This window comes from Marinomonas epiphytica, assembly GCF_054780655.1.
Genome location: NZ_BAAGVX010000038.1, coordinates 186,969 through 212,423, shown reverse-complemented (window position 1 = coordinate 212,423; position 25,455 = coordinate 186,969). Strand labels below are relative to the sequence as shown.

26 protein-coding genes are annotated in these 25,455 nt (G+C 43.0%); 15 read left to right on the top strand and 11 right to left on the bottom strand.

The window, feature by feature from the left end; all coding sequences use genetic code 11:
• Positions 1-132: 132 nt before the first annotated feature.
• Positions 133-879 (top strand): SDR family oxidoreductase, encoded by a 747-nt coding sequence (locus tag ACYVGZ_RS13390; protein ID WP_460756530.1) that lies wholly within the window; start codon positions 133-135, stop codon positions 877-879.
• On the opposite strand, the gene ACYVGZ_RS13385 is transcribed toward ACYVGZ_RS13390, so the two are convergent.
• Positions 876-2,525 carry a tannase/feruloyl esterase family alpha/beta hydrolase gene (locus ACYVGZ_RS13385; protein ID WP_460756527.1) on the bottom strand — a complete coding sequence of 550 codons (1,650 nt, stop codon included), beginning with the start codon at positions 2,523-2,525 and terminating at the stop codon, positions 876-878. The two genes, ACYVGZ_RS13390 and ACYVGZ_RS13385, sit on opposite strands and share 4 nt — an antisense overlap.
• A 68-nt stretch (positions 2,526-2,593) precedes the next feature.
• Entirely contained in the window at positions 2,594-4,075 is a 1,482-nt protein-coding gene (pdxR, locus tag ACYVGZ_RS13380) for a MocR-like pyridoxine biosynthesis transcription factor PdxR (protein ID WP_460756525.1), read from the bottom strand.
• A gap of 105 nt (positions 4,076-4,180) precedes the next feature.
• On the opposite strand from pdxR, the gene ACYVGZ_RS13375 reads away from it, so the two are divergent.
• Positions 4,181-4,828, top strand: a complete 648-nt coding sequence (locus ACYVGZ_RS13375; RefSeq protein ID WP_460756523.1) for a pyridoxamine 5'-phosphate oxidase family protein — start codon at positions 4,181-4,183, stop codon at positions 4,826-4,828.
• Between the two features lie 50 nt (positions 4,829-4,878).
• Here ACYVGZ_RS13375 and ACYVGZ_RS13370 read toward each other — a convergent pair whose 3' ends face one another.
• On the bottom strand, positions 4,879-5,094 hold the full coding sequence (locus tag ACYVGZ_RS13370; protein ID WP_460756520.1) for a DUF2798 domain-containing protein: 216 nt from the start codon (positions 5,092-5,094) through the stop codon (positions 4,879-4,881).
• A gap of 110 nt (positions 5,095-5,204) precedes the next feature.
• On the opposite strand from ACYVGZ_RS13370, the gene ACYVGZ_RS13365 reads away from it, so the two are divergent.
• A complete protein-coding gene (locus ACYVGZ_RS13365) occupies positions 5,205-5,993 on the top strand; it encodes a TSUP family transporter (protein ID WP_460756517.1) in 789 nt (262 codons plus the stop codon).
• A 7-nt stretch (positions 5,994-6,000) separates the two neighbouring features.
• Here the strand turns inward: ACYVGZ_RS13365 and ACYVGZ_RS13360 are convergent, their stop codons facing one another.
• Positions 6,001-7,341 (bottom strand): MATE family efflux transporter, encoded by a 1,341-nt coding sequence (locus ACYVGZ_RS13360; RefSeq protein ID WP_460756515.1) that lies wholly within the window; start codon positions 7,339-7,341, stop codon positions 6,001-6,003.
• Positions 7,342-7,694: 353 nt separating this feature from the next.
• On the opposite strand from ACYVGZ_RS13360, the gene ACYVGZ_RS13355 reads away from it, so the two are divergent.
• Together ACYVGZ_RS13355 and ACYVGZ_RS13350 are read left to right on the top strand one after the other, a co-directional pair.
• Positions 7,695-7,901, top strand: a complete 207-nt coding sequence (locus ACYVGZ_RS13355; RefSeq protein ID WP_460756512.1) for a hypothetical protein — start codon at positions 7,695-7,697, stop codon at positions 7,899-7,901.
• Complete coding sequence (locus ACYVGZ_RS13350) at positions 7,894-8,343, top strand: group II truncated hemoglobin (protein WP_460756510.1); 450 nt, start codon at positions 7,894-7,896, stop codon at positions 8,341-8,343. Before ACYVGZ_RS13355 ends, ACYVGZ_RS13350 begins: the two co-directional genes overlap by 8 nt.
• Here ACYVGZ_RS13350 and ACYVGZ_RS13345 read toward each other — a convergent pair.
• The 5 genes from ACYVGZ_RS13345 to fabF form a co-directional block, all read right to left on the bottom strand.
• On the bottom strand, positions 8,330-9,472 hold the full coding sequence (locus tag ACYVGZ_RS13345; protein WP_460756507.1) for a GNAT family N-acetyltransferase: 1,143 nt from the start codon (positions 9,470-9,472) through the stop codon (positions 8,330-8,332). The genes ACYVGZ_RS13350 and ACYVGZ_RS13345 overlap by 14 nt on opposite strands.
• A gap of 22 nt (positions 9,473-9,494) precedes the next feature.
• Complete coding sequence (gene aroE / locus ACYVGZ_RS13340) at positions 9,495-10,298, bottom strand: shikimate dehydrogenase (protein ID WP_460756504.1); 804 nt, start codon at positions 10,296-10,298, stop codon at positions 9,495-9,497.
• A 13-nt stretch (positions 10,299-10,311) separates the two neighbouring features.
• A complete protein-coding gene (gene hemF / locus ACYVGZ_RS13335; protein ID WP_460756501.1) occupies positions 10,312-11,250 on the bottom strand; it encodes an oxygen-dependent coproporphyrinogen oxidase in 939 nt (312 codons plus the stop codon).
• An 11-nt stretch (positions 11,251-11,261) separates the two neighbouring features.
• The gene (lpxM, locus tag ACYVGZ_RS13330; RefSeq protein ID WP_460756499.1) at positions 11,262-12,203 is read right to left on the bottom strand and encodes a lauroyl-Kdo(2)-lipid IV(A) myristoyltransferase; all 942 of its coding nucleotides are present in this window, start codon (positions 12,201-12,203) and stop codon (positions 11,262-11,264) included.
• Positions 12,204-12,304: 101 nt separating this feature from the next.
• Positions 12,305-13,576: a beta-ketoacyl-ACP synthase II gene (gene fabF / locus ACYVGZ_RS13325; RefSeq protein ID WP_460756496.1), complete on the bottom strand. Its 1,272-nt coding sequence runs from the start codon at positions 13,574-13,576 to the stop codon at positions 12,305-12,307.
• Between the two features lie 103 nt (positions 13,577-13,679).
• Here fabF and ACYVGZ_RS13320 point away from each other — a divergent pair, with 103 nt between their 5' ends.
• Entirely contained in the window at positions 13,680-14,294 is a 615-nt protein-coding gene (locus ACYVGZ_RS13320) for a TetR/AcrR family transcriptional regulator (protein ID WP_460756494.1), read from the top strand.
• Positions 14,295-14,397: 103 nt separating this feature from the next.
• On the opposite strand, the gene cysQ is transcribed toward ACYVGZ_RS13320, so the two are convergent.
• Positions 14,398-15,246, bottom strand: coding sequence for a 3'(2'),5'-bisphosphate nucleotidase CysQ (cysQ, locus tag ACYVGZ_RS13315; protein ID WP_460756491.1), 849 nt, complete (start codon positions 15,244-15,246; stop codon positions 14,398-14,400).
• A 38-nt stretch (positions 15,247-15,284) separates the two neighbouring features.
• Here cysQ and ACYVGZ_RS13310 point away from each other — a divergent pair, with 38 nt between their 5' ends.
• A complete protein-coding gene (locus tag ACYVGZ_RS13310; protein WP_460756489.1) occupies positions 15,285-15,704 on the top strand; it encodes an RNA-binding S4 domain-containing protein in 420 nt (139 codons plus the stop codon).
• A gap of 30 nt (positions 15,705-15,734) precedes the next feature.
• Here ACYVGZ_RS13310 and dprA read toward each other — a convergent pair whose 3' ends face one another.
• A complete protein-coding gene (gene dprA, locus ACYVGZ_RS13305) occupies positions 15,735-16,961 on the bottom strand; it encodes a DNA-processing protein DprA (RefSeq protein ID WP_460756486.1) in 1,227 nt (408 codons plus the stop codon).
• A 234-nt stretch (positions 16,962-17,195) separates the two neighbouring features.
• Here dprA and def point away from each other — a divergent pair, with 234 nt between their 5' ends.
• From def to ACYVGZ_RS13265, 8 genes are all read left to right on the top strand, one after another.
• Positions 17,196-17,714 (top strand): peptide deformylase, encoded by a 519-nt coding sequence (gene def / locus ACYVGZ_RS13300; protein WP_460756484.1) that lies wholly within the window; start codon positions 17,196-17,198, stop codon positions 17,712-17,714.
• A 67-nt stretch (positions 17,715-17,781) separates the two neighbouring features.
• Positions 17,782-18,777 carry a methionyl-tRNA formyltransferase gene (gene fmt / locus ACYVGZ_RS13295; RefSeq protein ID WP_460756481.1) on the top strand — a complete coding sequence of 332 codons (996 nt, stop codon included), beginning with the start codon at positions 17,782-17,784 and terminating at the stop codon, positions 18,775-18,777.
• On the top strand, positions 18,777-20,132 hold the full coding sequence (gene rsmB, locus ACYVGZ_RS13290) for a 16S rRNA (cytosine(967)-C(5))-methyltransferase RsmB (protein WP_460756479.1): 1,356 nt from the start codon (positions 18,777-18,779) through the stop codon (positions 20,130-20,132). The genes fmt and rsmB overlap by 1 nt, the downstream gene beginning before the upstream one ends.
• Positions 20,133-20,393: 261 nt before the next feature.
• Positions 20,394-21,767, top strand: coding sequence for a Trk system potassium transporter TrkA (gene trkA / locus ACYVGZ_RS13285; RefSeq protein ID WP_460756476.1), 1,374 nt, complete (start codon positions 20,394-20,396; stop codon positions 21,765-21,767).
• Between the two features lie 57 nt (positions 21,768-21,824).
• A complete protein-coding gene (locus ACYVGZ_RS13280) occupies positions 21,825-23,273 on the top strand; it encodes a TrkH family potassium uptake protein (RefSeq protein WP_460756473.1) in 1,449 nt (482 codons plus the stop codon).
• A gap of 12 nt (positions 23,274-23,285) precedes the next feature.
• Positions 23,286-23,759, top strand: a complete 474-nt coding sequence (gene ybaK / locus ACYVGZ_RS13275; RefSeq protein ID WP_460756470.1) for a Cys-tRNA(Pro) deacylase — start codon at positions 23,286-23,288, stop codon at positions 23,757-23,759.
• A 14-nt stretch (positions 23,760-23,773) separates the two neighbouring features.
• Positions 23,774-24,331, top strand: coding sequence for a D-glycero-beta-D-manno-heptose 1,7-bisphosphate 7-phosphatase (gene gmhB, locus ACYVGZ_RS13270; protein WP_460756468.1), 558 nt, complete (start codon positions 23,774-23,776; stop codon positions 24,329-24,331).
• 159 nt (positions 24,332-24,490) lie between these two features.
• Positions 24,491-25,393, top strand: a complete 903-nt coding sequence (locus ACYVGZ_RS13265) for a GyrI-like domain-containing protein (RefSeq protein WP_460756466.1) — start codon at positions 24,491-24,493, stop codon at positions 25,391-25,393.
• The last annotated feature ends 62 nt before the right edge of the window (positions 25,394-25,455 follow it).

Sequence of the window (25,455 nt, the reverse complement as noted above, 5' to 3'; positions counted from 1 at the left end):
ATATCCTCCCGAATGTATCAATGAAACGAATGATTTGGGCATGATAACTTGCTAAAAATACCAGTACCAGTCTTGTCTTTAGATTGCCATATGACCATGATGGTGAAATCAACATCCTTTCTTGGAGGTCCAATGTCACCCATTCTTCTTATTACCGGTGCTAGCCGAGGTATAGGTGCAGCTACCGCAAAACTTGCCGCTCAACAAGGCTACCTTGTCCTAGTCAATTATTTGAAAAATGAGCAAGCCGCTCAGCTGCTCGCCTCAGAAATTAACGAGAAGGGTGGAAAAGCCTATGTCATTCAAGGGGACGTAAGTGACCCAAATGACGTTTCACTCATGTTCCAAACAATTGAACAGCGCTGGGGAAAATTAAATGCCTTGGTCAATAATGCAGGAATTTTAGAAACACAAAATACCTTTGTAAAAACAGACCCTAAGCGCTGGCAAAGAATATTCCAAACAAATGTTTTTGGTACTATGTTGGTCAGCCAAAAAGCCATTACACATATGGCAAAAAGCTTAGGAGGTCAGGGCGGAAGTATTGTTAATGTCTCATCTCTCGCTGCGCTGACGGGCTCGCCCAATGAATATGTCGATTATGCTGCTAGTAAAGGGGCTATCGATACCTTTTCAATGGGATTAGCGAAAGAGGTTGCCGATGAAGGCATCCGAGTCAACGTGGTGCGACCAGGCTTTATTCATACCGACATGCACAGTGATGGTGGAGAACCAGATAGAGTTAATAGGTTAGCTCCCAGTATCCCTATGGGAAGAGGCGGAGCCCCTGAGGAAGTCGCTGAGTCTATCCTATGGTTACTCAGTGACAAATCCAGCTACACGACAGGTAGTTTTATTAATGTTGCTGGAGGGCGTTAACGGCACGCAAAAGAGCTGGCTTGTCGGAAGGGGCCAGCTTTATAAAAAGCCTGTTTAGGGTAAGCACACAGTGGCCGACTAACGCCCGCCAAACGGGGTGTGATCTCTGGATTTTCCGTTCGAGTATAAGCAATAATTTTGCTTGGAGCTTGTTTCGCTTCTACCCATGCAACCGTTGCTTTAAGTATATCAAAACGATCTGTCGAGCTGCCTCCTTCACCATGCGGCATACCTGGCACGAGGAACAAACGAACAAAATCATTGACCTTGCCATGATGATGAAAGTTAAGAAAGTCGAACCAACGCATTGTATCCTTTGCTGAGAAAAGTGGATCACTGTTACCATGAAACACCATTATTTTCCCGCCATTTCGATGAAAGTGCTCTAATTTTGGGTTCACTTCAGATCCCGACATGAAATCCATTGCAGACTGGGTAAACTGCTTATGTGTTGTGTTAATGTTGGGAGCGTCTCTATCAAAGTCAAAATTCAACAAAAAAGTTTCTAATGAATAGGGCGTTCCTATTACATCGACTGGTGGCGTCATAAATATGTTAGCAAGCGCTGAAGCTCCCATGACACTGTTATAAGGTTGGTAATCCCAACTGGCAATACGACTTTGCACTTTCCAGTCACGCCAGTTTTGGCTTCGTATCCCAGTATCGAACAACCAATCACTGTATAACGCTTTATTATTACTATTATGGGGGCCTTTATGCATGGTGATCAGCGCACCTGTCGTTTGCGCCGACAAACAGTGACGATCAAAGCGATTAGTACAGGTAACAGCTGTTGCTTCGAAGTGTTCCGCACACTGACGGTAGGCAAGAATCAAGTCGTCGTTGATACCATCCAAAGCATCACACTGTTGCAATAAAGATTGAACAAATAGGTTCAGTTCTCGTTTGCTAAGCGACAGCCGTATATCTGTATTTAGGCGGTGTAGTATCTGGGTGTCCCAAGGAAATTGTAGGGCCGATTTAGGCATGTTTATGCCAGGAGCTTCTGCAATCAGTCCATCAAACATTTCAGGGAATCGAGAAGCCGCAACAATCGCCATACGACCACCATTCCCTTGCCCCATTCCATAAGTATATTGAATGGCTTGCTGGTAGTAGGTTTCTGTCAATTGAGTAGCAATTGGGAAGAGCTGAGCAACGGTTTGATAACCATAATTGATACGAGCTTGTGGGTCATGAGCAAATAGTGTGGATTTAACGACGCCAGCTAACGTTTGCTGCCGCGCATTATGTCCATCGTTACTTGATAAAACGGCAAAGCCTTGATTCACCGCAAATTCAGTAGCTCTTAATCCTGTGAGTTGGCCCAACGCAGGTTCAACAATACCACCATGCCCATCGTTAAACTGATAAGCAAAACGCCCCTGCCAAGAATCAGGTAATCTTAGCTCGAACTCCAATTGGTAGGTATAACCATCGCTACCTAGACGGCTTGGCACCTTGCCCCGTAACAAACAATATCGGGATGTTACGTCGTCATTAGGCAAATATTTGGACGCGGTTAACTGAACACCCTGCGGAGCATGATCTACCATAGATTGGCAGGTTAACCTAGCGGCTTGGCTATATGGTACTAAGCAAAGTAATACTAATACACTGAATCTTAAATAAACCACGAACGCCATTACTCATATCCATTTAAATGCTTTGACGAATTAATTTATAGCAAGCTCAAGCATTGACAACAAGTCAATCAAAAAGGATTAACAGGAAGATGTAACTGTAACCATTTTTTCATTGTTTCAATAATCTGAAGCATTTCTTCTTTTTTGGGTGCACTGAACCCCATCACGAAGCCTTGCTCCATCAAGTTTGGCTTCGCATAGTGTGAAGATAAGCTCGATAATTGTATATTGTGACTTTTTAGGTCTTCTGCTAACCATTTATCGATCCAGTCAGGCAAACCCAGAGTGCTTCTGGATTGCAAAAAAGTCGCCTTAAATTTCACTAACACATGCATACCGCCGCTAGGAACTTGCCAATCAAACCAATCACTTAGATTATTTTTTAATAAATCGAGTAACACATCTCGCTTTAATTTGTAATGACGTCGCATACGGTTAATGTGTCGGTCAAAGCGTCCCTGCAAAATAAAATCAGCCAAGGCTGGCTGAATAGGTTGAGATGCTGATAAACCTATTTGTCGTTGGCTGTGTTGTAAATCAGGTAAGAGAGAAAGAGGAGCAACAATGTAGCCAACCCGTAAACCACGAAACATAACTTTAGAAAAGCTGCCAACAAAAAGCACTTTACTGCTCGCCGCTGCATAAAGGCTAGCGGCTTGTGTGAAAGGCCGCTCCGGACGCCCGTAATACACAAATTCATTATCGTAATCGTCTTCGACCACCCAGTGGTTGGGCGCTTGTAATTGTTGCAACCACTGCTGACGCCGCTCAGAGTCCATACTCATTCCTAAAGGATATTGCCGATTAGGGGTGACTAAAGAAACTTGTTGTACTTGGGCTGTTTGCTCTATCGTTTGGGGACACTGAGCGCCTTGTTGATCAACGCTTAGCGTGCGACAAGCAGTGATCTGCTGAAGTACTTCACGCATAGGGCTGTAAGTAGCTTCCTCTAGCCACCAGCAAATACGTCCTCTACGACTTAGCGCATGTTGCAACAACATTAGTGAGTCTCGACTGCCTGCCGTGATAATAATTTGCTCTGTAGTGCAATCGAGCCCTCTTGCCCTTTTCAAATAATCTGCAATCGCTGCTTTCAAAGGTGGATAACCCGTTGTATAGCTGCCTTGTAATATTTGTGCATCGGGATTGAGCCAGCTTCGTCTCATACTGGAGGCCCATTCTTTATTTGGAAAGGCACCAACATCCACTCCGGAATCAAACCTTAAAGGCGAGGGTTCACTATGAACAGTTTTATCATCAAGCATTATTGTGGGTACAGTGTTAGCTTGTAATTTAGATAGGGCAACAAATACCCCTTTCTTTTGTTCAGTACGCAATACGCCTTCACTAATGAGCTGATCATAGGCCCTGTTAATGGTTGTACGGGATACGCCTAGTGACTGAGCTAGTGAACGGCTTGAGGGCAGTTTATCGCCAGCTAAAAGTTCACCATTTTGAACACCTGAATAAATTTGCTGTACTAATTGGGCATAGTAAGCCTGCCCATTAGATTGCAAGGAAATTCTCAAGCTAGCCAACGCATATGTCATATCTGGCCTCTAATTTTTTCTTCAATCTGGATATTTTTGATAAATCCAGATGCCTTTATATTGGCGTTATAACCAAGCAGTAGAGAAAACACAAGGAGATCTAGAATGAGTGCTGATTTGAAGACCAGTTTAAGCCAAGTCAAAAGAGGGCCTAAAAGAGCCCAGTATGATCAACAAACAGCGTATGAAATCATTGATGCCGCTTTGCTATGCCATGTTGCTCAACAGAAGCAAGATCAAACCTTTATCGTTCCAACCTGCCATTGGCGCGATGGGCAGTACTTATACTGGCACGGCCATGCAAAGGCACGCAATGTCCACGATGCGAGTCAGGCCCAGCAAAAAGTTTGCATTAATATTTGCTTACTTGATGGATTAGTCATGGCTCGCTCTGCATTTCATCATTCAGTCAACTATCGTTCAGTGACTTTATTTGGTGTACCTGAGCTCATAACCGACAAAGATGAAAAAATGCGCCAGTTTGAGCTCTTTCTAGACAAGGTGAGTCCTAATCGCTGGCAAAATCTGCGCCCAGTTACCGATCAAGAAGTCAAAGCAACTGGACTTGTTAGAATTAAAATCGAAGAAGCCTCTATTAAACTTCGTAATGAGCCACCTATTGATGACGAAGAAGACTACAGTTGGCCAGTTTGGGCGGGCGTATTACCATTAGACAGGCAATGGGGAAAGCCGCAACAAGATCCTAAGCAACAACAGGATTACCCGGTTGCACAACCCCCAAGGGCGTACTAGCTCGCTTTGGCACAAGCCATTGAAAGAACATGTTTTTCTAGCGGCAGCCCCTAAAACCGGTCAGCCAAATAACGACTAATTTGCTGGACTTTAGGGGCAAATAAAAAGGCAATTACGGCTGCGGCAGGCCAAGCTAGGCACCAAGCAGCCATCCATGCGGAGAAAAATCTATCTACTAAGCCGATATTAATAAAGGTAATCCAGCCCGACATTAAGAAAGACAAAACACAGGACATTAAAACGGCAAAATACACACGAAATTTCATTATTAACCTCATTCATCAAGCTTTTACCCCTGATATAATTTTATTTCTATCTCTTATTAAGCAAGATAAACTTACTGTCAGACAGATTACTTATACATTTAAGGACGAACATGGAGCATCTAGTTTGGTGGCAGTATACACTCATCGGCATCATTTTTATTTGGAGTGGCTTTGTCCGCAGCGGTTTAGGATTTGGTGGTGCAGTGCTGGCCTTACCCTTTCTGCTATTGGTTGAAAATGATCCGCTAATATTCTTACCCATCATTTCAATCCATCTGCTAATTTTTTCTAGCTGGATTGCTTGGCAAGGAGCGCAGCAGGCTAAAAAAACCGCTTCTTCAGATAATTTAGCATCCCAAAGCAATATTGATTGGGCCTATTTGAAAAAAGCATTGGGTATTATGCTGGTTCCTAAATTAATCGGCGTATTTGGCCTACTGACTCTACCTAGCGATATAGTGACAGGCGTTATCTTTGTTATCGTGGCTATTTTTGCTGTCTCTTACATTATTAATAAGCCTTTCTACAGCAACAATAAAATACTCGACACTGTTTTCCTAATGCTAGGGGGTTATGTAAGTGGTACCTCTTTAATTGGTGCTCCATTAATTGTCTCTGTATTTGCAACTAAGGTCGCCAGGCACCAATTAAGAGACACCCTGTTTGTCCTTTGGTTCATTTTAGTCTGCATCAAGATGTCGTCTTTCTTCATCGCTGGAGTGGATTTACAACTTATTCACCAGCTTTGGTTACTACCTTGTGCGTTTATTGGTCACTTATTAGGGCAACAGCTGCATAATAAAATTCAAAAAGCAGAAACACCGGTCTTTTTCCAATTTATAGGCTGTGCCCTGTTAATCGTTTGTGCCTTCGGTCTGTACTCTACATTCATGATGTAAAGTGAAGTTAGCGCTGCTCTTTAAACCAAATGTGCTGTTTCAAATTACGTTGATAACACCAATAAAGAGTGGCGCCGCGGGCAATAAACAAGGCCGCTTGGCTCAGCCATAAGCCATGGTTACCCATACCTTGAGAAACAAACCAAACAGGGAAGAAAACACCAACAACACAGATAATCATGCTATTTTGCATGGTTTTCACAGAGGTTGTTCCAATAAAGACGCCATCTAACATGAAGGACCAAATTCCCAAAAGCGGAAACCAAATAAGCCAAGGCAAATAATGAGCCGCTTCTTGTCGTACGCTCTCTACACTGGTCAGTAGACTTATTATGCTTTCTCCGAATAACCAAAAAGCTAATGTAAGCAAAGCGGCAGACAATAAAGCCCAATAAGTAGAAAGGGCAATCACACGTTTAAACATGGTCTTATTGTTACGACCATAATATTCACCGCATAAAGCTTCAACAGAGAAAGCAAAGCCATCCAACGCATTCGAAATAATCATTAAAAAGGTTAACAATACGGCATTAGCAGCAAGAATAGCGTCTCCTTGGCGAGCACCTTGGGCCGTAAAGAAAAGCATTACCAGCAACAAGAGCACTGTTCTCACAAACAAATAACGGTTCACTTGTATAAGAGCGACATATTTACGCCACTGTAGCAAACTAAGTGGGGTTACCGTGCCTTTGAAGTGATTCAACTTACACCATGCAAGACTCAATGCCACGATTAACCCTAGGTATTGAGCCAGTACTGTAGCCCAAGCAACACCATCACTTGCCATCCCCAAACCATAGACTGCCAAATAATCAAAAATCATATTGGCAATATTGATCACCAAGAGCATCCACAAAGGGCCTTTAGAGTACTGCACACCAAAAAACCAGCCCATTAAAGCATAGCCCGCTAATACAGCAGGTGCGCTCATAATACGTGCTTCACAGTAGCGTCTTGCCCAAGGTTCCACTTCTGAGCTAGGGGCCATTAGCTCAAGTGCCAACTCAATAATAGGGGTTTTAAATAGTATTAGTAATAAGCCGATCAAGACTCCCATAAGCACTGACTGGAATAATAGCTCTCTGACGCGGTGGTGGTTGTCTTGCCCTAATGCTTGGGCAGTTAAACCTGTTGAACCCATGCGTAAAAAGCCAAAGGCCCAAAAAACAAAACTAAATATACTGGCGCCAATAGCAACGGCCGCTAAATGTGTGGCAGTACCAAGGTGCCCAACAACAGCGGTGTCCACTAAGCCTAATAAGGGGGTAGTGATGTTTGACACCATAGGAGGCCAGGCCATCTTCCAAATTTTGGTATGTAGAACCCGATCTGTTTGAAAAAGAGCCATAGCCTGCTATACATCCTGTGTTGAAAAATCAGTTAGAAAGAAAATACAAAAAATGTGGATAACTAATCCAAAAGAGCTTAAAACAAAACTGCAATGAAAATGTGTGTAACATGGGTGGTTATACACAAAAAAAGGGCTTTATGGGATTTTTTTACGCTTTTTTCCTCACATATCAATGTAAATCTGCAAAAAAACCACTTTGTACGGGTTATCCACAGAAAAAATCTTGTGTTTTCCTTTAAAAAGTGCGTGTTTTTAAACTTGGATAAGTCAGGTTTTTTTCCACAGCACAAGCCTTTTTCGTCACTTATTTGTTAGAATCCTAGTTATTCACATTTTGGAGCAAAACCGCTATGAAAAAACAACTCAAACCCATTTTAGAAGGGCTAGCAGTTGGCTGTGTATTTATCAGTATCACCATGCTTTTTCAAATTCCTTTATATATGAGTTTTATTATCGGAGCACTCGCTGCCTTAGGTGGTTACCGAAACTCCATAAAAATGGATAAAGAAAAAGCAGACAAAGACAACAGCCCCAAAGAGCACAACACGAATGACTGATTCCCAGACTAGTGGTCATTTTATTCCCTATGGTCAAGGCGACGCCACGCTCCAAGCAGTAGGCGGCTTATCAGGCTTAACAGAACTTGTGACTCGCTTTTATCAAATAATGGAGCATACCCCTGAGTATCGCCCTTTATTTGATATGCACCCTGAGAACATTCCCCTTACTATCGACAAGCTGGTGTCTTTCTTATCAGGATGGATGGGAGGAGAGCGTTTATACGCCAAAAAATATGGAAAAATGCATTTACCTCAAGCCCATGCCCATTTAGTTGTAACAGACAAAGAAAAAACGATGTGGCTAAACTGCATGTCAGACGCTCTAGAGCAACTTAATTATTCAGGCGAACTAAAAAGCTATCTGTTAAAACAGCTGGCATTTCCTGCAGAGCGAATACAACAAGTTAGTGCCGTTTATCAGAACACTAAGAATGCTTGAAAGGTAATAATGAGTGGGTATCTTGATGGTATTCACGCACCACCTCAGCTTCTTCTAGACAAAACTGTTCTATGGCATCCCGAAAACTTTGGTGGCGGATATAATGCACACTATGGCTGAATACAGGCTGAAAACCTCGGGCAATTTTGTGTTCCCCTTGGGTGCCAGGATCAAAATGCTGTAACCCATTTTCTAGACAAAACTCAATTCCTTGGTAATAGCATGCTTCGAAGTGAAGGCTGTCTACTTCTTCAGTACAACCCCAATAACGACCATACAGGGAGTGCTCATCGTAAAAGCACCATGAAGCCGCGATGGCTTGTTCGCCTCTGAAGGCCAACACCAATAAAATGCGCTCTGGCATAGTACGTATTAATTCAGAGAAAAAGGCTTGCGATAGGTAGCCTCGCTGACCACGCTTTGCATAAGTTGACTGATAGCAAAGATAAAAAAAATCAATTTCTTGGGCAGATACCTGATGACCTAAGCGCCTTTCTAGGCGGACGCCTTGCTCTTCTACTTTGCGTCTTTCTTTGCGAGCCACTTTGCGCTTACGACTGGAAAAACTTTCCAGATAAGACTCCATATCCGAATAATTTTGATTAAACCAATGAAATTGACAAGAAATTCGCGTCAATAGCCCTTCATTAGCTAGAGAGTTTGCAACCGACTGTTGCGTAAAAAGCAAATGCCAGCTACTAAACCCTCGGTCTGAATCGGCTTGGGTCATCAACTCAGCAATAGTAGGATAAAGTTGCTCAACAACATCGTTCTCTAAACAAGAAAATATTCTCGGGCCTGTTACGGGGGAAAAGGGGATAGCCCAAACACGTTTTGGATAGTACGACATGCCATGGCGCTGATAGGCCTCAGCCCAAGCATGATCAAACACAAACTCACCTTGAGAGTGGGTTTTCAAATAACTGGGCACCACGGCAAGAGCATTGTCGTGATCATCCATGATCAGTAAATATTCAGGGTACCAGCCTGAACCGTCACCGATACTTTGGCTGTCTTCTAAAGCCTTATGAAAGTAAAAACTAGCAAATGGATAGCGTGTCTTACCTATGGCTTTCTGCCAACGATCAACACCAATTTCTTCCACACTGCGAAACCATTGCGCCTTCATAGTCAGCCTTTTTGCCAGTTAATTACACCATTTGTTCTCTAAGTTGGGTAATTAGCTCAGTCGTTTCTGGGCGCACCTGACGCCACAAGTAAAAAGACTCCGCCGCTTGTCCAACTAACATACCAAGGCCATCTGCACCTTGTGCACCGAGGTTAGCGGCCCAATCTAAAAAGACCGTGCTATGTTTTGCGTACATCATGTCATAGCACCATGTCTGATCGCCTATCAGCTCATCTTTAAGAGGAGGTAAGCTGCCAGATAAACTGGCCGAAGAACCATTGATGATTAAATCAAAGGGGCCGTCTAGTTCTTCAAAAGAAGAGGACAGACAGCCAAACAGCTCTGCTAGTTGACTTGCTTTCGATACAGTTCGGTTTGCTATAGTGATAGAAGAAGGGGCTTGTTCCAATAAAGGTTCAAGCACACCTCGTACAGCACCACCAGCCCCTATGATTAGTAAGCGCTTACCTTCTATACTCTGATGATGGTTAAATTTGATGTCACGGACCATGCCAACACCATCCGTTGTGTCGCCAAAGAGTTGCCCATTTTTTCCCATCATGAGCGTATTCACAGCCCCTGCAAGCTGCGCTCGCTTGCTTAGTACTTGGCACATAGCAAACGCTCTTTCTTTAAACGGCATGGTTACGTTTAATCCTTTACCTCCTGCCGAAAAGAAGTCTCTTACTTGCTGCTCAAATCCTTCTTGGTCGCCTAAAATGGTTTTATAAGTAAGGGCTTGTTGAGTTTGCATGGCAAAATGACTATGAATCATAGGGGATTTGCTATGGGCGATTGGGTTTCCAAATACGGCGTACTGATCCACGGTTTTCCTCGTTTTATTTCTTTTCTAACCAGTCCCGACCAGTCAGAAACTCTTTTGTTAGTTTCTCTTCGTCACTACCTGCTGGTATCTGGTAGTCGTATGTCCATTTCACTTCTGGAGGTAAAGACATCAGGATGGACTCGGTTCTTCCTGCGCCACTTTGTAAGCCAAAGTGAGTGCCTCTATCAAACACCAAATTAAATTCTACGTAACGTCCACGACGGTGCAACTGGAAGTCCCTTTGTTGCTCGGTGAAAGGTATGTCTTTACGGCGCTCTAAGATAGGCACGTAAGCCTGACTATAGGCATCGCCAACCGAGCGCAACATTGCAAAGCAATGTTCAAAACTACCGCGATTAAAGTCATCAAAGAATAAACCGCCAACACCACGAGCTTCCCCCCTATGTTTGAGGTAGAAATATTCATCGCACCAAGACTTAAACTCGTTATAAAGGCCTTCACCGTACGGCTCTACAGCATTAAAACATGCCTGGTGCCAGCTAATACAATCTTCCTCAAAAGCATAATACGGCGTTAAGTCGAAGCCTCCACCAAACCACCAAACAGGCTCCATACCTTCTTTATGCACCACAAAAAGACGTACATTGGCATGTGAAGTAGGTGCAAAAGGATTATTAGGGTGTATGACTAACGACACCCCCATGGCTTCAAAACGGCCACCAGCCAGCTCAGGACGATCCGCGGTCGCAGAAGGCGGAAGGTTATCACCCATTACATGAGAAAAGTTTACACCGCCTTTTTCAATTACCCGGCCACCCGCTAAAACACGAGTTCGCCCACCGCCGCCATTGGGCCTATCCCATTTATCTTCGTGGAAACCTTGCTCGGGCTCAAAAACCTCCAATGATTGGCATATCGAGTCCTGTAATGACAGTAAATATTGTTTTACAGCGTCTATGTCTTGGCGGCCAAGGGAGGTTGTGTCGGTCATACTGTGCTCCATTAATATCTTTGTGTACCGTCAGGGTGACAGCGTAATAAGTTTAGGATCCACATGTATTGCTCAGGATGCTCAGCCACCATTTGTTCAATAGCACTGTTCATCATAATCGCATCTTGCTCTTCATCTCCAGTTGGAAAATTTTCTAAGCAAGGATAAATGTGCAATTCATATTTCCCTGTTTGAGCATTATACGCCTGACACAAGGGCACAACCTTGGCCTTGGTCAATTTAGTGAGCTTTCCTAGACCTTTCATCGTTGCTTTTTCTGCAGCGAAAAAGGGCACGAAAACTGAGTTTTGAACACCAAGATCTTCATCTGGTAAGTAATAACCAAGATTTCCTTCTTTCACTGATTTTAAAAAAGGTTTGATACCTGCGGACCTTGGGTAGATCTTACCTCGTCCATACTGCATGCGTTGCTTGTGCAAAAGCCAATCCACTAGCTCATTACTTTGGGGCTTTATAATGGTTGTGATATTGTGTCCCAGCGAAGCCAACATTGGGCCGGTGTAATCCAGCGCCCAACAGTGGGGAACAAGCGTGATTATTTTTTCACCTTGCTCTAAAAGAGGGAACAGGTTTTCACCGCCGACTATTTTATCTCGGCTTTTTAGGTACTTTTTGCTGCGTACCATCAATTCGCCATAAGCAAAACAAAACCTCGCACCAGTCTCCAAGCTACTCTTAAGTATTTGTTCTCGCTCTTCTTCTGTTTTCTCGGGAAAACATTCTGCAAGGTTTATCCTTGCACGCTTTAAAGCACTACTTTTTTTATTAATGATTAGAGGAACGACTTTCGTAGCCAATTTATCGCGCCAGCGATAGGGCACATACGCCAATAGAAACGCCACAGCAACCATGAACCAAGCAGGCCAGTATTTTGGGGCTAGAAACTTCCACTGAAACTTGGGGGCATGTAGGTAGGGGTCTATTTTACTCATCAAATTTTGTCTTACATATTTAAAGAAGGGCACATTTTACCCCATGCATAGCCCTTCTTTGTAGTCATTTAACTGCCAGGCCGTTTTCCAGCTATTGGCTTTTATTGATAGCGCTTCAATACGAGTGCAGCATTCACCCCACCAAAACCGAATCCATTACAAAGCACGTGATCTAGCACCCTCTGCTTCGCTTTAAGAGGAACAAAGTCTAGTCCCTGCATATTCTCATCTAGCTGATGCAAATTTAAAGTGGGTGGTACCCAGTTCGTTAAAATGGCTTGCGCACTGAAAATACTCTCTACTCCTCCAGCAGCTCCCAAAAGATGGCCGGTTGCTGACTTCGTAGAGGAAATTGAAATCCCAGGCAGATGTTCTTCAAAGACTTGCTTTAAAGCATTTACCTCACCACGGTCCCCAACTGGAGTTGAAGTAGCATGAGCATTAATATAATTAATATCGCTGGGATGAATACCAGCCATTTTTAAGGCAGCTCGAATTGCTCTTGCAGCGCCATCACCAGATTCAGGACCAGCGGTTAAGTGGTATGCATCGCTGCTGGTACCATAGCCGACAATCTCTACCAAGGGTGTCGCGCCTCGGGCTAGGGCATGGTCAAGGGTTTCAATCACGACCAAGCCTGCTCCTTCACCCATAACAAAACCATTACGAGTCTGATCAAAGGGACGAGAGGCTTGTTCCGGCGTGTCATTATCATTTGATAACGCTTTCAAGGCACCGAATCCCGCCAAAGATAATGTATCAATGCAGGCTTCAGCACCACCAGCAAGAGCTACTTTTGCCTCACCTGAGCGCAGTATTCTCATCGCATCACCTATGGCTTGTACGCCAGCCGCACAAGCCGTTACTGGCGTACCTGTTGGCCCTTTAAAACCATACTTTAATGACACGTTACCACTCGCTAGGTTGGCCAAAAATGCCGGCACTGTAAAAGCTGACATTCTTCTTGCGCCAGATGTATTTAACGTCTCATAAGCCTGCGTTATCGTCGGCAAGCCACCAATGCCTGTGCCTATTACGGTGGCAGTGCCTTCTTTTTCTGCTTCGCTGGTAGGAAACCAATTTGCTTGTGTAAGCGCTTCTTCTGCTGCAACTAATGCAAACAGTGTAAACAGATCGATTCGTTTACGCTCTTTTGGGCTCATGTAATCGGCTTCATTTAAACCGTTACTCGCCTGCTCAGCGTTCGGTACATGACCGGCTATTTGGGTTGCTACTTGTTGCTGATTTTTAATATTTAACTGTCCTATACCAGACTCACCGGCAATAAGTTTTTCCCATACGGCATTTACGCCTAACCCAAGCGGGGTCACTAGCCCCATTCCAGTCACTACGATACGTGTTGTTTCTGACATAACTCACTCCTCAGTAACAAGATGGTTACTCTGTTCTTTTCTTGATATGGGTTATGCTAGAGTAGAGCTATATATGATCAAGATAATATTTAGGAGACTAAATATGCCATATTCCACACAGCATAAAGAAAAAACACGCCAGCGAATTTTGCAGTCTGCAGCACGACTATTTTGCACTCAAGGTTTCGATAGAGTCACTTTGAGTAAAATTATGCGTGAAGCAAATATGACACACGGTGCTTTTTATGCTCATTTTTCTGGTAAAAGTAGCCTATATGAAGCCGCAATGAACTTCGCCTCGTCCCATGCCTTTTGGGCCAGAAACGACAAATCCAGTGAGTATAAAGATACTCACCTTAAAGCCTTAATTACGCGCTACCTAAAGTGGGGGCAGCCAAACCTCGAACAACAATCTCCACTGGAGTTTTTAGTTACTGACTCAGCCCATAAAGACGAAAAAGTTAGAGCAGCTTATCAGCAATGCTTTGATAGTTTGGTTGATAAGCTTGCGAGTATTCTCAGTAAGCAAGGTAGTTGTAATGCTAAAGATTTGGCTGAAGAGATGGTTATTTCATTAGTAGGTACGGTCACCATTGCCAGATCAATGGGGCAGACGTTGCAAAGAGACTTTATAGAGCGAGCTAAAGAGCGAATTTTCAAACGTGTTCATAGCTCTATTTCATCCGAGAAAGAAGCTAGAATAATTCAGCAGAGGTAATTTTTAGTCATACACCTCTGTTTCACGTGAAACAGAGGTATAGTTTTATATTTGAGCAAAGAAAAGCACACAGAATTTTCTTAACTAGTCTAGCTAAGCACTGTCAGTGACGGCGTCCTTCCTTTTCATACCAAGCCATGACTTTCGGAGCCAGTTCAGGTCCGCAAACAAAGAAATGGCCATTAAGTAATGTTTCTCTTTGATTGTATTTAAAGGGCTTACCATTAGGCCCCACCAACATACCACCAGCAGCTTCCACAATAGCTTGCTGAGCAGCGGTATCCCATTCACAGGTTGGTCCACGTCTTAAATGTAGGTCGGCAACGCCTTCGGCAATGCGACAAGCTTTAATAGAGCTGCCCTTAGGAATTTCCCTTACAAACTCATACTCAGCAATAATTTCTTGTTTAAGATCATCTGGTAAAGCTGGGCCATGGCTTCGGCTCGTCATGGCGATCACAGGAGTATGTGGCTCTCTTATACGAATGACTTCAACCTGATCGTTTTGCCATTTAACGGCTCCAACTTCTAAATCTTGCCATTCTTGAGACACACCAAAGTAGCCTTCGCTTGTGGTCGGCAGATACACCATTCCTAAAACAGGAGAGCCATCAATGACTAGTGCGATGTTGATACTGAACTCACCGTTACGTTTTATAAATTCTTTTGTTCCATCTAAAGGGTCTACAACCCAAAGCGAATCCCACTGCCTGCGCTCTTGGTATTCAACCACTGCTTCTTCAGATAAAATGGGAATTTCAGGCGTTAATTCAGCAAGCCCTTTACTAATCACCTTATGGGCAGCCAAATCTGCTGCTGTAACAGGGCTATTATCTGATTTATGCTCAACACCGAGGTCTGTGCTTTGGTAAACATTCATGATCTCGCTAGCCGCTCGCTGTATGATGGTTTGCAACGAGAGAAAAATAGGGTGGCGACTAACATCCTGCATAATGGCCTCAAATAAAATCTAGGGTAAAAATATTGTCTATGAGTAAAGCAGAAAAGCAACCAGCTTCACAAGCAGTTCGTTTAGATAAATGGCTTTGGGCAGCCAGGTTTTATAAAACCCGCTCTCTCTGCAAAGATGCTATTGATGGTGGCAAAGTCACTTACAATGGAGCAAAAGGTAAAGCAAGTAGAAACGTTGAAATTGGTGCTACCATTACTTTACGTTTAGGCTGGGATGAAAAAACCATACAGGTCATGGCCATAAGTGAACAACGTAGGGGCGCTCCAGAAGCTCAACTGCTTTACAGCGAAACTGAACAATCGATTGCTTTAAGAGAAAGAAGGGCGCTTGAACGTAAATCCTATGGAGGCCGTATTATTAGCGATCATAAACCCAATAAAAAAGAACGCCGCGACATCAAGCAGCTGAAGAAAGACATTTTTAACGACTTTGAATAATCTGATTATGACCGCTGGCTGAGTCGTTATTCAGCCAGTCTTACTTGGGTAATAATACCCCATGTTATTTTTGACGAGTCCAGCCAACTCTAATTCCATTAATAACTGCATTAAAAAACCAGCTTCATGACCACTTTTGCGAACCAGCCAATCAAAATCAACTCCCTGTTGATTGCTAATAAAGTCGTAAATAGGTCGAGCATCTAAGTTAATGTCAGCAAAACAATTAGCTTGGATTTTGCTTGCAACTGAATGGCTAGTCGAGTGAGCGTCGCTATTTTGTTGCGACGCAGCCAAAGACAGATTAGGGTAGGTCTGTAAGATATCTTGAGCACTCACCGTTAACATCGCGCCCTGTTTCAATAAAGCTAAACAACCGGCATTAAATTCATCGCTTACCCGAGCAGGCAAGGCAAACACATCTCTATTTTGTTCAACTGCATAGTTAGCGCTAATTAGAGAACCACTCTTTAATGACGCTTGAGCAACAAACACGCCTAAACTTAAACCGCTGATGATTCTATTTCTTGGGGGAAAGAAATGGGGCCTAGGAGTACAGGATAGTGGGTACTCACTAACAATACAGCCATGTGAATTAATAATTTTTTGAAACAATCCTTGATTAGATTTGGGGTATAAGTGAGACAACCCTGTTCCCATAACCGCAACGGTGCTATTTGCGCCGGCCTGCATAGCACCATAATGGGCTTGAGTATCGATACCTATAGCGCCACCGCTAACCACAGTAAAGCCAGAGCGAGCTAACTCGCCAGCGATCTCATAGGTAAGCTTTTTATTCTCGTTAACACATTTACGGGCCCCCACAATACCAATACACGGCTTAGAGAGAGCCTCTGTTGTCCCTTCTACAAAAAGCATAGCTGGGGCCACTTTAATTTCATTAAGTGTTTGAGGGTAATCATCTGAGCCTCTTAAAAGTAAACTCCGACCCTCAACTTGCAACCACTTGAGAGAATCTTCAAATTTGGATTTTTGAGAGTCCGAAAGAACGCCATGATTTAGATACTCCATAGCTTGCTTTGCTGTCACTTGTGGCCATTTCAAAGCTAACAAAAGCTCAAACGATAGGGTGGGATCTTGATCATTAGACGAAAACAACACGCCATCACTTTGTTCAGATAAAGACTCAAGATAAGTGCAAAGTCGAGATAACCGTGCAGGTCCAATTCCATCTAACAAACTGAGGGCTATCCAATCTTTGCTAGATAAGTCTGAGTAATACGGGCTTTCATTCATTGTCGCATCCTTGCTAAGACAAATAGAAACACAGTTTATAAGTAGTATTCGGTTGGTAATTATTACTAGAGAAGCTGCCAACACTATTAAATATAGCAAAGGCCTATCAATACCATGGTAATAATCGACTAAAAATCCAACATCTAGCACTGATCATTTAACTGAGTTGAGATACAATATACTCAATAGAAAAGGGGTTAACCTCTTAAAGAACTGATTGAAAATGGAAAAGTTATGGCCGTTTTACCTGTATTAGAATTTCCTGATAAACGCTTAAGAAAAGTAGCACAGCCGATCACTGAATTTGGCACTGAACTGCAAAAACAAATTGATGACATGATAGACACCATGTATGACCAAAACGGTGTAGGCTTGGCAGCAACACAGGTGGACTATCATCATAGATTAGTTGTCATGGATTTTTCTGAAGAGCGCAATGAGCCACTGGTATTTATTAACCCTGAGTTTGAAGTACTTGATGATGAGCCAAATGAGTTCCAAGAAGGGTGTTTGTCTGTACCAGGGTTCTACGAGCACATTTATCGTGCGGCTAAAGTAAAAGTAAAAGCGTTAGATCGCCATGGCAACCCATTTGAAATGGATGTCGATGAACTAATGGCAGTCTGTGTACAACATGAGATTGATCATCTTGACGGTAAGCTCATGGTTGATTACTTATCCCCACTTAAAAGAAATCGCATCAAGAGCAAGTTAGAGAAAGCACAAAAAATGGCATTAAAGCGCGGTAATTAAAGCCTCGTTAGACCAATCAATTTACCTAAAATCAGGCTGCGGCCTGATTTTTTATTGAGGAACACCCATGAATACTACTCCTTTACGTATCATTTTTGCCGGAACGCCAGACTTTGCCGCGGCCAGCTTACAAGCTCTTATTGATAACCAGCAAGCAAACCAATACGAGATCGTCGCTGTATATACACAACCTGATCGCCCTGCAGGTCGTGGTCAAAAACTGGTGGCAAGCCCTGTTAAACAACTCGCTCAGTCCAATGGCATTACCGTTGAGCAACCAGTAAATTTTAAAGAAGCACAAGAAATAATGAAGCTTGAAGAGTATAAAGCCGATATTATGGTTGTGGCCGCATACGGTATTATCCTGCCAAAAAAAGTATTGGATACTCCAAAGTTAGGCTGTATTAATGTTCATGCTTCTATACTGCCTAGATGGCGAGGGGCAGCACCAATCCACCGGGCAATTTTAGCTGGTGATACACAAACGGGTATCACTATAATGCAAATGGACGTAGGGCTAGATACCGGCGATATGCTATTGAAAGTATTCTGTGATATCGAAGACTGTGACACCTCAGCCAGTTTGCACGATAAGCTTGCCCCACTTGGTGGGCAAGCATTAATTGAAGCGTTGGAAAAAATTAAGACGCAAACAGTCCAAGCGGAATCTCAAAACGAGTCTCTTACTTGTTATGCCGCAAAGCTCACTAAGCATGAGGGTGATATTCCCTGGCAACAAACATCCACCTATATCGATCGTCATATTCGCGGGCTCTCACCTTGGCCAACGGCATTCAGCCAGACTCAAGCGGGTGTTATGAAAGTCCACAAGGCACAAGTCTCTCATAGCGATGATAAGCTAGCCGGTAAACCTGGAACTATAATTAAGTCAGACAAGGAAGGCCTGCTAGTTAAAACAAATGACAGTGCCATACTTATTAAAGAGATACAATTTGCTGGAAGCAAGCGCATGTCAGTACAGGATGCCTTAAATGGAAAGCATAAAGCAGCCATTTTAGTGGGTCAGGAACTGCTATCACAAGAAAGTGCAGGTAATAGCTAATGGTCAATGTTGAGAATACACAAGAATACAGTTCTGCACGCCTTGCTGCTGTAAAAGTAATTAGTCATGTTCTTAACGACCAAGGCTCTTTGAGCTCACAGCTAGCAAAGCACAATGACAGTATTAGCCAAGACCAACTGCCTCTAGTGAAAGAGATGTGTTTCGGCGTTTGTCGCCACTTTCCTGTCCTTAACAGCCTAGCGCTAAACCTTCTTAATCACCCATTTGAAGAAAAAGATCTTGATCTTTATGCGGTGATCTTAATTGGTTTTTATCAACTTGGTTATATGAACACACCAGATCATGCAGCCATTAATGAAAGTGTCGAGACTTGTCGTCAGCTCGATAAAGATTGGGCAACCAAACTGATTAATGCTGTTCTTAGAAATTATCAAAGAGAAAACCAAGCTCTCGTTGAGTCTTTATACCACCTTCCATCCGTTCAATTTAATATGCCTAAATGGTTGGTTAAGCGCTTCAAAAAGTATTGGCCTGAAGAATTTGAAAACATTATTGAAGCAAGCAATAACCACCCACCTATGTGTTTACGAGTAAACCAAGCTAGAGTTTCACGTGAAACATACTTAGAAAAGTTAAAACTAAATGGCATAAGAGCAACTGCAGGTAAGGTTTCTGAGTCTGCTATATACCTAGAAAAAGCTGTAAGAGTTGTGGACCTACCAGGATTTGAGCATGGAGAAGTGAGTGTTCAGGACGAGTCAGCTCAGCTTGCAGCTCATATATTACTGCCAAAACAGGGAGATATCATTCTAGATGCCTGTGCAGCGCCTGGCGGAAAAACCTGTCATTTAATAGAAATGGCACCAGAAAACCAGATTACAGCTGTCGAACTGGAAGCATGGCGTATTGAAAAGATTGAGTCGAACTTAGAACGACTGGGTTATCAAGCACACGTAATTTGTTCAGACGCAGCAAAAATAGAAAACTGGTGGGAAGGTGAAGCGTTCGACAAAATTTTACTGGATGTTCCATGCTCTGCCACAGGGGTTATTCGTCGAAACCCAGATATAAAAATAAACCGCAAGCCAACCGATGTATCGGCTTTAGTAGACATACAAAGAGAGATTCTCAAACAAGTATGGAAGACATTAAAACCTGGCGGGCATTTACTCTATGCAACCTGCTCACTAATGAAAGAGGAAAACGAAGATCAAGTTGCTTATTTTCTAGCGCAGCAAGCTGATGCAAAGGAACTGGATTTAAACGCCATTAATCCTGCTCTTCAGCTTGAAGGAGAGCAGGGCAAAAAAGTTTTACATGGGGTTCAGCTGTTTCCTAAAAAAGATCAACAAGACGGTTTTTACTACTGCCTATTACAAAAAAAACTTGCGTAAGAAGCACCTTCACTAGGTTCAATCAATGAGCCTAGTGCCTCCTTCCAATAAGGTGTTTTAACACTTCCTAGCAAAAACTCATAAAAGTCTAAAAATAATTGCCGAAAGCAGACAATTTTTTTGTCTGATAAGTTAATTATTTATGGTTATAGGGGTAAAATTGTTCAAGAAAAATGCAAACCTAGCTGGTTGGGCAATCACTAAACGTTTGCAATACACACATTCAGTCTAATAATAAGCGTATTCGCTGTAAGGCAACTTATGAAAATTATTATCATCGGCGCTGGCCAAGTAGGGGCAACGCTCGCAGAAAACTTAGCCAGTGAAGATAATGACATTACCGTAATAGATACTGATTTAGTTAGACTGAGAGAATTACAAGATAGGTTAGATATACAAACCATCGAAGGTAACGGCGCTCACCCTGATGTGCTTGATCAAGCAGGCTGTAACGATGCCGACATGTTGATCGCCGTAAGTAACCAAGATGAAACAAATATGGTTGCTTGCCAAGTAGCCTATACTCTTTTTAAAACACCAACAAAAATTGGAAGAGTACGCTCTAGCGCTTACTCAAAGTACCCGCAACTATTCCAAGATCAGCACCTACCTATAGATGTTCGCATTAGCCCCGAAAAAGAAGTAACCAAGCATTTAAGTCGCTTAATCCGTTACCCCGGAGCATTGCAAGTAATGGAATTTGCAGAAGGCCGAGTACAATTAGTCGTGGTTAAAGCAGAAAAAGGCGGCCCACTAATAGGCCAACCTATTAGTTTTTTGCAAGAACACATGCCTTCAATACAAACTCGTATTGCTGCTATCTACCGAGACGGAAAAAGCATTTCTCCAGATGGAAACACCTTTATTTATGCCAACGATGAAGTGTTTTTCCTAACGGCTCAACGAGACGTTTTAGATGTAATGAGTGAATTACGTCCGCTAGATACTCCATATAGACGCATCATTATTGCTGGTGGAGGCAACATAGGAGAACGATTAGCACGCAGCTTAGAAAAAGAGTATCGCGTTAAAATCATCGAACGTGATCCACAACGATGCCGTTACTTATCGGAAAACCTAGATAACACCATAGTGCTGAATGGAGATGCCTCAAAACAAGAGCTGTTATTGGAAGAAAACATAGAGTCAACCGACGTATTTTGTGCACTAACCAATAACGATGAAGCCAACATCATGTCATCTATGCTGGCAAAAGTATTAGGGGTTCGCACGGTAATGACCATAATCAACAACCCAGCTTACGTAGACATAGTACAAGAAGGGATGATTGATATTGCAATTTCACCTCAGCAAACAACCATCAGCTCTTTGCTAAGCTATATTCGACGAGGTGATGTAGTTAACGTTCACTCTATGCGTAAAGGTGCAGCTGAAGCATTAGAAGCCATCGCTCATGGGGACTATAAATCGTCTAAGGTGGTAGGGCGCAGCATCGCTAATTTAAACCTTCCTGAAGGCGCTACCATTGGTGCCATAGTAAGAGGGGACGATGTCATCATTGCAACGGGGGATCTAGTCATACAGGCTGAAGACCATGTCATCACTTTTGTCACCAATAAAAAACAAATTCCAGCTGTTGAACAACTCTTTCAAGTTGGCTTAACTTTCTTCTAAAGACTGAAAACGAGAACCTAATACAGGGCAAATAAAGCACAGCCCGTAGGGAAAAACATGCATATCAAAGTGATCTTAAGAGTTATTGGCCTCCTAGTCATGGTGTTTAGTATCTCGTTAATTCCACCCATTATTGTTTCAATTATTTATAACGATGGGGTATTAGATGCTTTCTTATATGCGTTTGGTATTAACCTATTAGGCGGATTTTTATTGTGGGCCCCTGTGTATCGTGAACGAGGCGAGCTAAAAATTCGTGATGGCTTTTTGGTTACGGTATTGTTCTGGACGGTACTAGGCTTGTTCGGTTCGGTACCTTTCTTCTTATCTGAACGCCCTGATCTTACTTTCACAGACGCCTTGTTTGAATCTATTTCAGGGCTTACCACAACAGGGGCGACGATTCTTACAGGCATAGACCATTTGCCTGAGTCTATTCTTTTCTACCGCCAACTTCTGAACTGGCTTGGTGGTATGGGTATCATTGTGCTAGCCGTAGCCATTATGCCGATGCTAGGAATTGGTGGCATGCAGTTATATCGAGCGGAAACACCAGGCCCAGTAAAAGACAATAAGCTTACACCACGTATCGCAGAGACGGCTAAAGCTCTTTGGTACATATACGCAAGCCTGACAGCAGTTTGTGCGCTTGGTTATTGGCTAGCAGGTATGAGTCTATTTGACGCCATTTGCCACAGTTTCTCAACCGTGGCTATTGGCGGCTTTTCAACCCACGATGCCAGTATTGGCCACTTTAACAATGCCGCCATAGAAATGATTTGTACCTTCTTTATGATCACTTCAGCCTTTAACTTTGCCTTGCACTTCTACGCTTGGCGACATAAAAGCGTATGGCATTATTTCAAAGACCCTGAAGCCAGATTTTTCATGTTTATTTTGGCTTGTACCATCTCTATTACCACCTTTGTGTTAGTGATTACCTCAACATATGAATGGGACAATGCCATTCGATACGCCATTTTTGAGAGTGTTTCAATTGCCACCACCGCGGGATTCGGCACCTCAGACTTTTCGACTTGGCCACATTTTTTGCCTTTCTTATTGATCGTTACCTCCTTTGCAGGTGGTTGTGCTAGTTCGACCGGTGGCGGTATGAAGGTCATTCGTATTTTATTGATCCTCAAGCAAGGCTTTCGGGAATTACAAAGGTTGGTTCACCCAAGCGCCGTCATTCCAGTAAAAGTAGGCGGCAAAGCCATTCAAGAAAGAGTCGTATCTGCTGTATGGGGTTTTTTCTCCGCTTATTTATTAGTGTATGTCATATTAATGGTTGCACTAATGGCTACAGGAATAGATCAGGTGACTGCCTGGTCTGCTGTTGCCGCCACTCTTAATAACCTTGGCCCAGGCCTTGGTGATGTGGCAGCAAACTTTTCAGGCCTGAGTGACCCTGCTAAATGGATGCTATGTTTCTCCATGCTGTTAGGTCGTTTAGAGGTCTTTACCTTATTGGTACTCTTTACCCCAATGTTTTGGCAGAAATAAGGACGTTAGAGCATGACACCAGCAATTAAATTACTGGAAGGCAAGAAAGTACACTTCTCCATTCACGAATACCAACATGACGCTCACAGCCAAAGTTATGGCTTAGAAGCCGCGCAAAAATTAAATTTAGACCCTGCTGTGGTTTTTAAAACCCTCTTGGTAACGGATGAGAAAGCTTTCTTTGTGGCTATCGTACCTGTGACAGGAACATTAAATTTAAAAAAGGCGGCCAACACGTTTGGAGTCAAGAAACTTCGTATGGCAGATGCTAAAGAGGCAGAAAGACTCACTGGCTACCTAGTCGGCGGAATTAGTCCTCTAGGCCAAAAGAAAGCTTTAATCACGTGCTTAGATAGCAGTGCAGAGTCATTCGATCAAATTTATGTTAGCGGCGGAAAAAGAGGATTAGACATCGCCTTAGCCCCACAAGACCTATTAAAACTTTGTAAAAAAGGGCACTTCTCTGCCATAGGCGAAGCCAAATAATAGTAAGGATTCATATGAAAACCGATAAACCCATTATTTTACTAGACCGCGATGGGGTCATTAATCAAGACTCAAAAGAATACGTCAAATCAGTAGATGAGTGGATACCTTTACAAGGTAGCATTAAAGCCATTGCCGCGCTGTCAAAAGCAGGCTTTAAAGTTTTTATCGTAACGAACCAATCAGGTATCGCCCGTGGCTATTATGATGAAAACACCTTAGCTATGATGCACAAAAAAATGACGGACTTAGTTACTGCTGAAGGCGGCCAAATAGAGGGCATAGAATACTGTCCCCACGGACCCGATGATGCCTGCACCTGCCGTAAGCCCAAAACAGGAATGATCGAAGCAATTGAGAAGCAGCTAGGAGTGGATTTTCAAGAAGTTCCAGCCCTCATGGTAGGGGACTCGTTAAGAGACTTACAAGCAGGAGTAGGGCGTGGCTGCCAGCCAGTATTAGTGCTAACTGGCAACGGCAGAGAAACCCAGTATAAGAACATTGATTTCAACTTTGACATTTACACCGACCTTGCTGCTTTCGCCATTGCCACATTAAATAAATACAATTAAATCTAACCTAGCGAGTTAGTGAATATTAACTCACTAGGTATCTTATTGATCTATAGGGAAAGTTTTAACCAGTATCATTCTGTATAAAATCTAGCCTTTGGCTGGTAAACCAGCTCCAAAAACATTAGAATTAATGAGAATGATTATTAAGAACAAACTATGTCAAACGCTACCGTTGCTCGGATTGAAAAAGCCCTTGAATACATACACCAGCACCTAGATGATCCGATCAACGTCAGTATTCTCGCGGAAAAATGCAACTGGTCCCGTTGGCAGTTCCAGCGAGTTTTTGGGGTAGCAACAGGACTAACTGTCGCCCAGTACGTTCGAGAGCTTCGCCTAAGCAAAGCCGCCGAACTCTTATTAAACAGCTCACTGAAACACATTGATGTCGCCTTGACCTGTGGCTTTGAATCCGAGATTAGCTTTAGCCGCGCTTTTAAACAAATGTTTCAATGTTCTCCTAGGCAATACCGCCAACGAGGTAAACGAATAGGCCTCAGAACCCCTTTAAAGCACTGTGCCGTGAAACCCATTTGGCAATCACCTACTTCCTTTCCACAAATTAGAATTGAGACAAAAAGCGCTTTTGCATTAATGGGGCAAGCAGATTGGATTTATGGACCATTTTCTACAGCGCCAAACTTTACGGAGCAAGTACCAAAAGTGTGGCAAAGTTTTGTTAAACAACATCCTGACCATTTAGAACGACTGACTCAAAATCCAATAGGAGTAATTGACTCTCGAGAGCAAGGGGAAAAACCGGAACAATTACACTACTGGGCAGGATATCCAGTGGCGCTAGATCACCCAGACAGTAAGCTGTCTATTCCTGAACAAGAATATGCCGTGATCCCAGTCCATGGAGAAGTGAAAGCTTTAGAAGCCGCCATAGAATGGTTCTTCTTCCATTGGCTTCCAGAGTCTCATTACTACAACGTGCCGGGCTTTGAGCTAGAAGTCTATTCAGCCAACTATGACCCGAATAGTAAACACAGCTATATGGAATATTGGCTGCCGATCGAGCCAAGGAAAGTTCACGAAAAAACTCGCCCCGAATAAAAGATGCACCAAATTGTTAAGTTTTGCTTCAACACAATCAATACAATGAGATCCATTCTCAA